Below are 12,828 nucleotides of genomic sequence, written 5' to 3'. Positions count from 1 at the left end.
CGCAACCCTTTCAAGCCTCTCTGGACTTCATTTAAAAGGTTTTTAAATATGCTCTTCTATTTCAATTCCGTCCTGATCTCCCTTTGATTCAGGCAGGACAAGGTTTAAAACCACTCCGACGATCGCCGCAAGCGCCATGCTTGACAGCTCAAACCCTGAGATCTTGATAAATGCGCCGCCCACTCCGATGACGAGAATGACGGATGAGATGATCAGGTTTCGCTTGTTTTCCAAGTCAATTTTATTATCGATCAGCATGCGCAGTCCGCTGGATGCGATGATACCGAACAGCAGGAAGGAAACGCCTCCCATGACTGCGGAAGGAACAGAGCTGATCAGGGCCGAAATTTTGCCGATAAATCCGAAGCACAGTGCAATGACAGCCGCTCCGCCGATGACAAATACGCTGAATACTCTTGTGATGGCGAGTACGCCGATGTTTTCTCCGTAAGTCGTTGTCGGGGGTCCGCCGATGCATGATGCAAGCATCGTTGCGACGCTGTCGCCGAAAATCGAGCGGTGAAGCCCGGGCTTCTTAATAAAATCCTGGCCGACGACCTTGCTTAATACCATTTGGTGTCCGATATGTTCTGACATTGTCACGAAAGCGACGGGCACCATGGCGATTCCGATTCCGACAGCCGCCGCGCTCGGCGTATAGTCGACAAACGGAAGCACGAAGTCCGGAACAGCAAACCATTTGGCGTCAAGAACCATCTGGAAGTCGACGATTCCCTGGGTCAGGGCGAACAAGTATCCGCCGATAATTCCGATCAAGACAGGAATCAGGCTGAAAAATCCTCTCAAGAAAATCGCGCAGATTATGGTGAGCGCGAGTGTGAATCCTGCGACGCCAAAATGCTTGGCGCTGTAGACGAGCACTTTTGCTCCCGAATCTTCATACATGGCCATATTGACAGCCGTGCTTGCCAGCCCGAGTCCGATGACGATAATGACCGGACCGACGACAACAGGCGGCAGAAGCCTCATCAGCCAGTCCGTTCCAAGCTGCTGGATGAGAAGGGCGATCAGCCCGTAGGCGATGCCTGCCATAAATGCGCCGATCATGGCCGCGCCAGGGCCTCCGGCGGCTTTTGCCGCGATAATCGGGGCAATAAATGCAAAGGATGAACCTAAGTAAGCCGGGATCTGTCCTTTTGTAATCAAGAGATACGCAAGCGTTCCAAGCCCGCTTGTAATGAGGGCCACGCCCGGGCTTAAGCCTACAAGCTTCGGCACAAGGATCGTCGCTCCGAACATGGCAAACAGATGCTGCAGGCTGAAAGATATCCAATTCAAAGGTTTTGGTACTTCTCTGACACCAAGGTTCACTTTTTTCTGACTCATATTTTTTCCTCCTGATGATCGACTCACTGTCTATGATGTCTTCATATCCTGAAATGATTTATGCCCATTAAAAAAGCCTCTTTGCTTAAATTGCGCAAAGAGGCAGACAAAGACCGCCGCACGGTAAGGCGGCTTTCTTTCGTTCCATCCCTCTTTGCAAACTCACTGGAATGCATTTAAAAAAGGATTATAGGATTATCATTCACTTTTTATAAATCGCCGCAAGGTCGCGTCCGTCAACTTCCTCCAATTGAACCATGACCTTTTCGGTTTTCGACGTCGGGATGTTTTTCCCGATAAAGTCGGCTCTGATCGGCAGCTCTCTGTGGCCGCGGTCGACAAGCACCGCAAGCTGGATGGATGAAGGCCGCCCGACATCGACGAGCGCATCCATGGCCGCTCTGACCGTCCGTCCCGTGTAAAGCACGTCATCGACGAGGATCACCTTTTGATCGGTGATGTCCGCCGGAATGTCCGCTCCTTTGACAAGCGGCTCTTTATTGGACGTTTTTTTGGAGAGATCATCCCGGTAAAGGGTGATGTCCAGCTCTCCTACGGTGACTTTGTTTCCTTCGATTTGCTCAATCCGTTCGGCAAGCCGTTTGGCCAGATAGATGCCTCTCGTTTTGATTCCGACAAGGATACAGTTGTTCATTCCTTTGTTTCGTTCAATCATTTCGTGGGCGATTCTTGTCAGCGCCCTTCTGATCGCCTGTTCGTCAAGCACAACAGCCTTTTCCTGCTCTTGCATGGCCAAACACCTCGCATCTTTTAAAGGATAAAACAAAAACCCCTTCTGCATAAAGGCAGAGAGGGGTCTTTAAACGAATTCATTGATTCGCTTGTCCGGTATCCTTCTCAGCCTCTCTGGACTGTGTTAAAGAATCTGATTTAACTGCATTTATTATTTCAAAAAAGAAAACGTCTGTCAACGTTTATTTCGAATTTTGTCGAGGAGGTTTTTCATGTCGTCAGGCAGAGGCGCCTCAAATTCAACATATTCTCCCGTACGCGGATGGTCAAACCCCAATACGCCCGCATGCAGCACCTGGCCGTTGAAATCGACCGTCTTTTTCGGTCCGTATTTCGGATCTCCCGCGAGAGGAAAGCCGATATATTTCATATGCACGCGAATTTGATGGGTTCTCCCCGTTTCAAGCTGGCATTCAACGACAGTAAAATCGTCGAACCGTTCGATTACTTCAAAATGAGTGACGGCATGCTTTCCGTTTTCCCTTGTAACCGTCATACTCTGCCTGTCTTTTTTATCCCTGCCGATCGGCGCGTCGATCGTCCCGTGGTCATGCGGGATGACGCCGTGGACGAGCGCGGTGTATTTTCTCGTTACTGTTTTGTTGACAAGCTGGTTCACGAGCGACTCATGCGCCATGTCGTTTTTGGCAACCATCAACAGGCCTGAAGTGTCCTTATCAATCCGGTGGACGATCCCCGGTCTCATCACGCCGTTGATGCCTGACAGGTCGTCACAATGCGCCATCAAACCATTGACTAGCGTCCCTGTCAAATGGCCGGGAGCCGGATGAACGACCATTCCCCGCGGCTTGTTGACGACCAGTACGTCCTGGTCCTCATAATAAATATCAAGATCCATCGGTTCAGCCGTGACATCCAGCGGTTCCGGTTCGGGAACCTGGACTGACACCGCATCCCCTTCCTGAACTTTATAATTGGCTTTCACCGCATTTCCGTTAACCAGCACACGGTCTTCTTTAATCCACTGCTGTACTTGAGTCCGCGACCAATCCGCTTCAACTGCGGTCAAGTACTTGTCAATCCGTTCACCTTTATGTTCTTCATGAACGGTCATATCATAATGCTCCATGTTACAGCTCCTTCTTCTTCTTTCCGTCTAACAGCATTTGTATAAATAAGAGCAGGACTCCGATGCATAAAGATGAATCGGCAATGTTGAAAATCGGATAGTGATAATTGACGATCGTCACGTGGATAAAATCGACAACTTCTTGTCTGAACACGCGGTCGATGAAATTGCCGACAGCACCGCCAAGCATCAAACCGAGAGCGATTCCGAGCAGGATTTGTCCTTTTGCATGTTTTTGAATGTAGTATACAATGCCGATGATCACCACCGTCGTAATGATGTAAAAAAACCACATCTGCCCGGCCAAAATGCCCCATGCCGCACCTGTATTCCTGTGCGACGTAATCTGAAAGAAGCCATCGATGACGGGGATGCTTTCACCGTACTCCATTTTGCTGACGACCAGCCATTTTGTAAATTGATCGATACCGATAATGAGCAGCGCAATTATGTAATAAGGCACAAACCGTTCCTCCAGTTTCTGTTTCTCTTCATTTAAGCATTTTAACAAGAAAAAGAAAAGGAGTAAAGGAATATTCATTGACATCCTGCAAGAGGGCAAATGCCCTCCCCTCTTGCAGAATGTTATGAGTAGAGCGCCCGGTTGAACGTTTCATCCGTCTCAGCCCAAATAGGAAGCGTCTTTTTTTCAAATTGGGCATGATATAAAAAATCGTTCGCAGTGCGCGCCGTCGGCAGAATAGCCATCTTTGCCAGCGGAATAGCCTGATTTGTTTCTTCGCAAATGCCGTATGTTCCGTTTTCGATTTTTGAAAGGGCCAAAAGCACGTCCTGAAGCTCTTCTTTTACATGATACATAAGTGTTGCCTGCTGATACGAACTGATGCCCTGAGAATCCTGCTGAAAAAAGGAGTATTCAAAAAGCCTTGCTTCCAACTCTTCCTTCATTTGAAGAAGTTCGGTATGAATTGCCGCCAGCTGCTCGTTCACGCCTACATCAACTCCTGCTCTTATCGTTTGTGACCTTAGTGTTACCGACAATGCCGGTATCCAAGCCCAAAAGATTTTTCCTGACGTACAAAACGATGTCAGCAATGGCATCCTTACTGCGGACTTTCACAGGATGTGGCGGCGGCGTTCAAGCAGGTTAGCTGCCGATCCTTTTTATTTACTTAGCAGGCATGACAGCAAATGATAAGGTTTGGCGGCATGCTAAAAGCGGTTCGGAAAAACTCCGAACCGCTTCATGGTTAATTTTGATAATACGTCTTCACAATTCCAGCACAGCGAGGGCAGAGTTCCGGATGATCGGGATCCTCGCCGATTTCTTTGGAAACCATGCGGCACCGCTCGCAAGTCTCGCCTTCTGCCTGAGCAACGACGATTTTTCCTGTTTCAAACGACTGCGCATCCTCAGGCGCATCGGCTTCCGTTCCGCCGATGGCAAGCTCCGACACGATGAACAGCTGTTTGACGTCTTCCTTGATTGAAGAAAGCAGCGCTTTAGCTTCTTCATTCGGATACAGCGTCAAGCTGGCAACCGAAGATTTTCCGATGATCTTTTCATTCCGTGCTGTTTCAAGCGCTTTAAGAACATCGTCGCGCAGCTTCATGAAGCTGTCGAACTTCTCTTCCGTCTCTTTTGCATTCGGAATGTCTCTTGTTTCCGGCATATCTGTAAGCTGCACGCTTTTTTCCGATACGAATGTGAAGTGGCTCCACATTTCGTCCGCAGTATGCGGCAGAATCGGCGCGATCAGCTTGACAAGCGCAAGCAGCGTTTCGTAAAAAACGGTCTGCATGCTGCGGCGGTCTTTATGATCGGCGTGTTCAATATAAACGACGTCTTTAGCAAAGTCCATATAGAATGAGCTGAGCTCGATCGCACAGAAGTTGTGGACAGCATGGTAAATGACTGCAAAATCGTATTCTTCATACGCTTTTTTGACTTTTTCAATGAGGCTGTTCAGCTTGATCAAAATGTACTGATCGACTTCTCTCAGATCTTCCACAGCGATTGCATCTTTCGCCGGGTCAAAATCAGCAATGTTTCCGTGAAGGAAGCGGAACGTGTTGCGGATCTTCCGGTACACTTCTGCGACTTGCTTTAAGATCGCGTCAGACACGCGGACATCTGCCTGATAGTCGACAGACGCAACCCACAGCCTTAAAATATCTGCCCCGAACTGGTTCATGATTTTTGCAGGAACAACGACATTGCCGAGTGATTTACTCATTTTGCGGCCTTCTCCGTCAAGAGCAAAACCGTGCGAAAGCACGCCTTTATAAGGTGCTTTGCCTGTTACGGCAACCGCTGTCGAAATCGATGAGTTAAACCAGCCGCGGTATTGGTCAGATCCTTCCAGATACAAGTCGGCAGGTCTTACAAGACCTTCGCGCTCTTCCAGTACGGCCTGATGAGACGAACCTGAATCAAACCAGACGTCCATGATGTCCTGCTCTTTTGTAAACTTGCCGTTCGGGCTTCCAGGGTGAGTAAAGCCTTCCGGAAGCAGTTCATTCGCTTCTTTTTCAAACCAAATGTTCGAACCGTGCTCCCTGAATAGTTCAGAAACGTGGTTGATCGTTTCGTCCGTGATGATCGGCTCCCCGTTTTCCGCATAAAATACCGGAATCGGCACGCCCCATGCGCGCTGTCTTGAAATACACCAGTCGCCGCGGTCGCGGATCATATTGTAGAGGCGTGTCTCGCCCCATTCAGGCACCCATTTAGTTTCTTTAACCGCTTCAAGAAGCTCGCCTCTAAAGTCTTTGATGGAAGCGAACCATTGGGCGGTTGCACGGAAAATAGTCGGTTTTTTCGTTCTCCAGTCGTGCGGATAGGAGTGAGTGATGAAATCAAGCTTCAGCAAAGCGCCTTTTTCTTCGAGCTGTTCTGTAATCGGCTTGTTGGCCTGATCGTAAAACAGTCCTTCAAAACCAGGGGCTTCGCTCGTCATATGTCCTTTTTCATCAACCGGACAAAGCACGTCAAGCCCGTATTTTTGACCGATGATAAAGTCGTCTTCCCCGTGTCCTGGAGCGGTATGAACGCAGCCTGTACCGGCATCTGTTGTTACGTGTTCGCCGAGCATCACAAGCGAATCTCTGCCGTATAGAGGATGAACTGCGACGATATGTTCCAAATCTTTACCTTTAACAGTCTGAACGACTTCATGATCTTCAAAGCCGATCGCTTTTGCCACGCTTTCAATCAATGCGCTTGCCATCACGTAGCGCGCGCCGCCGGCAGCAACGACGCTGTACTCCAGTTCAGGATGTACGGCGATGCCGAGGTTGGCCGGGATTGTCCACGGCGTTGTCGTCCAGATGACAATCTTTTCGCCGTTTGTTAATACGCCTTTTCCATCCTTTACATCAAATGCAACATAGATAGACGGAGAGCGTTTATCATGGTACTCGATTTCCGCTTCAGCCAGAGCAGACTCACTTGAAGGAGACCAGTAAACCGGCTTCTTCCCTTTGTAAATATAGCCTTTTTTCGCCATTTCGCCGAATACTTTAATTTGCTGCGCTTCAAACTCAGGCTTAAGCGTCACGTATGGATTTTCCCAATCTCCTCTGACACCGAGCCGCTTAAATTGCGCTTTTTGGCCTTCGATTTGCTGCCATGCATATTCTTCGCAAAGTTTGCGGAATTCGGCAACTGTCATTTCTTTGCGCTTCACTTTTTTGTTCTTCGTGAGCGCTGTTTCAATCGGCAGGCCGTGTGTGTCCCAGCCCGGAACGTACGGCGCATGATAGCCGCTCATCGATCTCGAACGGACGATGAAATCCTTCAGTACTTTGTTAAGCGCATGCCCCATATGAATATCGCCGTTCGCATACGGCGGTCCGTCATGAAGCACGAACATCGGCCGGCCTTCGGTACGTTTCTGAACGAGGCTGTAAATGTCCATATCCTCCCATTTCCCCTGGATTTCAGGTTCGCGGTTCGGCAGGTTTCCTCTCATCGGAAAATCTGTTTTCGGCATTAAGAGCGTGTCTTTATAATCCATTACCATTCCTCCAAAACATCTTTTCTAAAACAAAAAAAGCCTTTTCATCCCATAAGGGACGAGAAGGCTTTGATCTCGCGGTACCACCCTTTTAGACAAGCCGATTCGGCTTATCCGCTCAAACATCGTAACGTGATGGGACGTCCTTTCCTACTGGACGGTTCAGAAAGGAAACTTGAGGGCTGATACACAACGATTCCAACAATCCCGGGCTTACACCGCCCCCGGGTCGCTTTCATTGTTTTCAGGAATCAATGTCTGTCCCTCTCAAACGTTTTTCACTCAATTTATGAACGTATTATATGCGAACAGATGACGGTATGTCAAGATTGCAAACGAAAATCTATTCCTTTTCATCCATTACTGCGTCTACTTCGTATTCAAGCAAATGATCCCAGTCATCGTTTTTCAACAGGTCAAGCTGCGCTTCGATCAGCATTTGGAAACGGGTTCTGAACACTTTTGACTGCTTTTTCAGCTCTTCGATTTCCATCGCGATCTTTCTCGATTTTGAAAGAGACTCATTAATGATCCGATCAGCGTTTTTCTCAGCTTCACGGATGATGAGCTTCGCTTCTTTCTCGGAATTGCGCTTTACGTCTTCTGCCGCTTCCTGTGCGACAAGGATCGATTTATTCAACGTCTCTTCGATGGTCGAAAAATGGCCGAGACGCTCGTCAAGCTCGTTCACCTTTGTTTCAAGCTCATTTTTTTTGCGCAGAATGATCTCATAATCCTTCCTCACCTGGGCCAGGAATTCGTTCACTTCATCTTCATCATAGCCGCGGAACGCTTTCGTAAATGTTTTATTATGAATGTCATTTGGCGTCAAAGGCATGCTGCCCACCTCCATTTTTTTCTTTATGTACACTTGTCCTAGTCAACATTATAAAGCAAAATTCGACCGGGCGGAGAAAAAACTGTTAAAACGCGTCATTTTTGTTTTTCAAACGTCAATCTCCATTTGCCCTTCTTCGTTTTGCCGTCAATGTTTTTCATTCTGAAGCGGCCAAATCCCCGGATCGAAACCATATCCCCTTCAGCCAGTGCATATGAAGGGTCTTCGATGACTTTCCAGTTCACTTTCACGAGGCCGTTTTTCACAAGAACCTGTGCTTTCTGCCGGGATTGCCTGCTCATTGCCGAGCAAATCGCATCAAGCCTCAAAGATGAAACCGTATCATCCCTTATTTCGACATCCTGCTCCGGTACTTTAAGCTTTGAAAGCGGAATTTTTTCAAGGGAAACTTTCACCTTGCCGATTTGTGTCAGCTGGGTGAAAACAAAATCAGCGACTTCTTCCGAACAGATAAACTGCCATGTTCCGTCCGAAAAGATCAGATCGCCGAACTTTTGGCGCTTCAATCCGATGCCCATCAATGAGCCGAGAAGCTCGCGATGCTCGATGGAGGCAAATTTTTGCGGGTAGATGACTTCCCAGGCTTGAAGCTGAAAATCTTCGGCAGACGGCTCGGCATATTCGGGGAACAGCACAGCCCGCTTTCGTTCAGCCTCAGGGAACCCCCCGAAAAATTCAAGCCTCACTTCGTCCGACTGACCGATGACAGACTGCAGGATCACCTGTTCCCGCGGATCCAAAAAATCGGTCAGCTTCATCCGGTACTGTTCCGCTACGATTCTTTTCCACTCAAGAGCCTGGTCGATAAACGGCTCTTCGTCTTTTCTGAAATGCTGGTAAATATCGCTCATTGTCTTTCCTTTCTATGTAAAGAGGCCTGGCTACAGCCAAGCCCGATACTCGGCCCGCAAAGATTGAAGGCACACTCATGAAAAGCGGCGCCGCTGCCGCCGGCAAGTCCTTACGGGAAATCGGCATGATCTCAATTAAAAAGCGCCGAGCATTCTGAAAACCGCAAGAAGCCCTGCATCTGCGAATTTCAGGACGAAAATCGCCACAATCGGAGAAATATCAATCATCCCGAGCGGAGGAATGATCCTTCTGAACGGTTCGAGATAAGGCTCGCAAAGTGAAGCAAGCACCCGGCCGAATGAAGATTCCCTTGCATTAGGCACCCAAGACATAAAAATGTAAATAATGAGCGCAAAAGAATAGACGGTTAAAAGCGTGCTTAAAATTTGATAAAGTAGGATCATCTGCGATTTACCACCTCTGATGTTCTTCTTCTATGAGCTCGGAAATCGTGCCGGAAACATCGACGTTCTCAGGCGTGCATAAAAAGATGTCCGCTCCGATCCGCTGAATATCGCCGCCGAGAGCATATACAGTTCCGCTCAAGAAATCAACGATTCTTTTCGCCTGATCGTGCTGGATGCGCTGCAGGTTCACGACGACGGCGCGTCGGTTTTTGATATGGTCTGCGATTTCCTGGGCTTCCGCGTACACCCGAGGCTCACTTAACACTACTTTAGAAGATTTCTGAACGCTTTGCAAACTTACGACATTCTGCTTCCCAGCCGCTTTAGACTGGTAGGCGGTTCTGTCTTTTGATTCATGCTCTTCAGGGATTTCCTCCCTGTCTGTTTCAATATACTCGTATTCGTATTCCTCATCATCCAAGGAAAAAAAGTTTTTAAATTTGTTTTTCAAACTCATGATTGTCCACCTCCAGTTTCATTTCCGACTAAGGAAGATCCGATTCTGACGAATGTCGCGCCTTCCTCGACTGCGATCGCATAGTCGTTAGACATACCCATCGAAAGCTCGCTGCACGGAGCGTTCCATTGATCAAGGCCGCGCACCTCGTCGCGCAGCTCTCTCAGCAAGCGAAAACAGCTTCTGATTGCCTTCTCATCATCCGTAAAAGGAGCCATCGTCATTAATCCCGCGATCCGAATGTTTTCGTATCCAGACAGTTTTTTTACAAAAGGAAGAACTTCTTCTTTTGCCATGCCGTGTTTTGAAGGTTCAAGGGATGTGTTGACCTGGACAAAACAGTCAATCGGTTTTTTTGCCCTCTTTTGAATTTCATCGGCCAGTGAAAGCCTGTCTAAAGAATGGATATATGAGACATGATCGATGATTGCTTTTACCTTTCTCGTCTGCAGGGTTCCGATAAAATGCCATACCGGTTCGCTGTCTTTCAGAACGTCGAGCTTGTGAAGCAGCCCGGTATCACGGTTTTCACCCAAATGCCTGATTCCTGCATCCAGCGCTGCCTGCGCCCGTTCCGGGGAAACATATTTCGTGACAGCGATGACGGATATTTCGTCGGGCGTTCTGCCCGCTTTGATACACGCTTCGTTGATCCTGTCATTTATATGTCGTAAATTGCTTTTTACATCCACCTGTAAGCTATACCTCCTTTAATCCGATGAAGGACATCATCCGTCCGGTTTTTCCCCGGTCTCTCCGATGGGAGAAAAACAGTGAACGCTCGCAGCTCGTACAAAGGGAACTCACTTCGATCTGGCCGTTTGGAATTCCGGCGTGTACAAGCAGCTGCCTGTTCACTTCTTTTAATTCGAGACGGTACTCCCCTTCTTTTATCGTCAAAAAGGCTTTGTCTTCTTGCTGAAGAGGAAGATTTCTGATTTTGTCTATTACATGATCGTCGACAGTGTAGCAGCACGAACCGATCGCAGGCCCGATCACGGCACGGATGTCTGCGGGATTCGACCCTTCCCGCCTGATCCACGTGTCAACCATGCTGGCGGCGATCCCAAGTGCGGTGCCTTTCCAGCCCGCGTGAGCGATGCCGACCAGCGAGCGGACCGGATCGTAAAAATAAACGGGAACGCAGTCGGCAAAGCAAAGCGCCAAAAACAGGTTTGGCCTGTCTGTATAAAGTCCGTCCGTAGCCTTCAGCGCCGTATCGTATCGGAAAGCGCCGCTGGCGCGATCGCCATCCGTCACTTTATGAATCCGGTCTTCATGCGTCTGATCAGCAAATACCCAGTCGTGCAGATCTGTTTTTAGGATGTCGGCAACCTTTTTTCTGTTATTGATGACATGCTGTTCATGATCCTGAACGTGCAGCCCTGTATTCAATGAGTGAAAAGGCGGTTCGCTTTCTCCGCCGTTTTTTGTCGTAAATCCGGCTGTGACGGCTCCGCCGGTTTCCGCCGTCTGATTCCATTCCTCAATCAAAAGCATTGACGGAGCATCAAGACGAAAGGGGTTATATGTATTCATGGTGATCAGCCTTTCGACAAACATCGTAGTCTTTCATCATATCGCTCCTATTTTAACACATCTTGATGCATTCGTTTAGTTTCGTTTCAAAAAACTAAACGAAATGTATTGTTTGCAACATTTATCCCTGCTTTTGCAGACGTTCTCATCGTTCACAACATTTTGAAAAAAGCAGGCGGATAAAGGTCCGCCGATTGATCAGGCAGCATCTGATTGTGCTAGATCAGCTTAAACGCACAAGAATCACATCTTCTCCAATTTTAACAATATTTCGCCACGGAATGACGATTTCCTCTTCTTTTCCGAAAAATCCGAAAACTTTCCCCGTTCCTCCGATGACGATCGCCTGTATTTTGCCTGTCGTTACATTTATATCGATATCGCCGATGCTGCCGAGCTTTTTTCCGTTTGATACGTTAACGACATCTTTTATCTGGAAATCAGAAATATTCATCATGTCCACCGCACGCCTCCTCTGATCAAATGTCCTTTTAAGATTATATGAAAGGCAGTCCTTTATTTAGACTGCCTTTTCAGTGGTTTATTTCGTTTTTTTCCTGCCGGCTAAAATATCGAGATGGACGGTCATAACAGCGGATTCCTTCTTTAGAAAGGCATTGATCCGCTCCTTTCGCGCGCGCCATGATAAAGGCGTCATCTTGATGAGCGGCGGGAGCTGGATTCGGTCTAAACGTTTGCTGTAGGCGATCTCCGTTCTGTCGATCAGATCAAAATGAGACGCGAAGCGCTCAGCCGTATCCTCGCTCGTATAGGCTTGTTTGTCCGAGCCGTCGTACAAAAATCTCCTCAGTTCTTTCAGATGGCCGCTTCTCGGAATCACTTTCAAAACGATGCCGTCATCCGATAACAGCCGCTCGAATTCCGCGTAATTAGAAGGCGACAATATATTGAGGATCGCGTCGAATGAACGATTCCGAAACGGTGCGGCAGCCAGATCGGCGACACACCAGATCGCCTCTCTTTCTTGCTTAGCCGCCGATACAATCCCGGCTTTCGCCAAATCCAGCCCGACTCCAAGGACAGGCGTTCCGAAACGCGCTTCTAGCGTTTCAGCGATTCGCGTCAAATGCGAACCTTCCCCGCAGCCGGCATCGAGGATCCTGACAAAATTGCAAAACGGCAGGCCGGCTTGTTTAAGACGGTCTGTCAACGCGCCTCTCATCGGTTCAAAAAAGCCGGCGGCTGCTAACATTCTTCTGGCTTCAAATAAATCTATATCATATTTAACAGAAGGAGAATGCGTCGCGACATTGACATACCCTCCTTTTGCGATATCAAACGTATGTCTGTTTGAACATATAAGGCTTTTTAACTCGCTGATCGCCATGTTCGCGGCGCATAGCGGGCACTGAAACATCGTTTCATGCTCCTTCATAAGCGCTGCTCTTTTTAATTTTTTATTCATCATTGTTACACCTCATTCATTCGTATTTAGATCAATGAAAAAGGCATAGACAAATAAACCCGCTCCTTCGGCATTTTTAAAGCCATAGGTGTGGATGGGCTAAGCGTTTGTCTATACC

General features: G+C 48.1%; 14 protein-coding genes and 1 other annotated feature. All 14 genes read right to left on the bottom strand.

Features of this window, described 5'->3' with window-relative positions; genetic code table 11:
- Positions 1 to 42: 42 nt before the first annotated feature.
- Positions 43 to 1,347 (bottom strand): uracil permease PyrP, encoded by a 1,305-nt coding sequence (gene pyrP / locus KI350_RS04420; RefSeq protein ID WP_003181617.1) that lies wholly within the window; start codon positions 1,345 to 1,347, stop codon positions 43 to 45.
- A gap of 202 nt (positions 1,348 to 1,549) precedes the next feature.
- Entirely contained in the window at positions 1,550 to 2,098 is a 549-nt protein-coding gene (pyrR, locus tag KI350_RS04415) for a bifunctional pyr operon transcriptional regulator/uracil phosphoribosyltransferase PyrR (protein ID WP_003181615.1), read from the bottom strand.
- 177 nt (positions 2,099 to 2,275) lie between these two features.
- Entirely contained in the window at positions 2,276 to 3,190 is a 915-nt protein-coding gene (locus KI350_RS04410; RefSeq protein WP_003181613.1) for an RluA family pseudouridine synthase, read from the bottom strand.
- Position 3,191: 1 nt separating this feature from the next.
- The gene (gene lspA / locus KI350_RS04405) at positions 3,192 to 3,731 is read right to left on the bottom strand and encodes a signal peptidase II (RefSeq protein WP_009328542.1); all 540 of its coding nucleotides are present in this window, start codon (positions 3,729 to 3,731) and stop codon (positions 3,192 to 3,194) included.
- Positions 3,732 to 3,775: 44 nt separating this feature from the next.
- Positions 3,776 to 4,141, bottom strand: coding sequence for a TraR/DksA C4-type zinc finger protein (locus KI350_RS04400; protein ID WP_003181606.1), 366 nt, complete (start codon positions 4,139 to 4,141; stop codon positions 3,776 to 3,778).
- Positions 4,142 to 4,401: 260 nt separating this feature from the next.
- Complete coding sequence (gene ileS / locus KI350_RS04395; RefSeq protein WP_061576667.1) at positions 4,402 to 7,170, bottom strand: isoleucine--tRNA ligase; 2,769 nt, start codon at positions 7,168 to 7,170, stop codon at positions 4,402 to 4,404.
- A gap of 51 nt (positions 7,171 to 7,221) precedes the next feature.
- Positions 7,222 to 7,451 (bottom strand) — a binding site (T-box leader).
- A gap of 62 nt (positions 7,452 to 7,513) precedes the next feature.
- Positions 7,514 to 8,008: a DivIVA domain-containing protein gene (locus tag KI350_RS04390; RefSeq protein ID WP_003181601.1), complete on the bottom strand. Its 495-nt coding sequence runs from the start codon at positions 8,006 to 8,008 to the stop codon at positions 7,514 to 7,516.
- A gap of 95 nt (positions 8,009 to 8,103) precedes the next feature.
- Entirely contained in the window at positions 8,104 to 8,880 is a 777-nt protein-coding gene (locus KI350_RS04385; protein WP_009328544.1) for a YlmH family RNA-binding protein, read from the bottom strand.
- Between the two features lie 135 nt (positions 8,881 to 9,015).
- Entirely contained in the window at positions 9,016 to 9,282 is a 267-nt protein-coding gene (locus KI350_RS04380) for a YggT family protein (RefSeq protein ID WP_025804499.1), read from the bottom strand.
- A gap of 10 nt (positions 9,283 to 9,292) precedes the next feature.
- Entirely contained in the window at positions 9,293 to 9,745 is a 453-nt protein-coding gene (sepF, locus tag KI350_RS04375; protein ID WP_003181594.1) for a cell division protein SepF, read from the bottom strand.
- A complete protein-coding gene (locus KI350_RS04370; RefSeq protein WP_003181591.1) occupies positions 9,742 to 10,437 on the bottom strand; it encodes a YggS family pyridoxal phosphate-dependent enzyme in 696 nt (231 codons plus the stop codon). The genes sepF and KI350_RS04370 overlap by 4 nt, the downstream gene beginning before the upstream one ends.
- A gap of 7 nt (positions 10,438 to 10,444) precedes the next feature.
- Positions 10,445 to 11,284, bottom strand: a complete 840-nt coding sequence (gene pgeF, locus KI350_RS04365) for a peptidoglycan editing factor PgeF (protein WP_026080858.1) — start codon at positions 11,282 to 11,284, stop codon at positions 10,445 to 10,447.
- Positions 11,285 to 11,507: 223 nt separating this feature from the next.
- Entirely contained in the window at positions 11,508 to 11,741 is a 234-nt protein-coding gene (locus KI350_RS04360) for a YlmC/YmxH family sporulation protein (RefSeq protein ID WP_011197962.1), read from the bottom strand.
- An 84-nt stretch (positions 11,742 to 11,825) separates the two neighbouring features.
- Positions 11,826 to 12,713, bottom strand: coding sequence for a putative RNA methyltransferase (locus tag KI350_RS04355; protein ID WP_073411173.1), 888 nt, complete (start codon positions 12,711 to 12,713; stop codon positions 11,826 to 11,828).
- Positions 12,714 to 12,828: the final 115 nt, after the last annotated feature.

The sequence above is a fragment of the Bacillus sp. J41TS8 genome, assembly GCF_018333035.1.
Classification (GTDB): Bacteria; Bacillota; Bacilli; order Bacillales; family Bacillaceae; genus Bacillus; species Bacillus paralicheniformis.
Note: the sequence above shows the minus strand (reverse complement) of the source record. Positions and strands in the feature narration are given on the sequence as shown.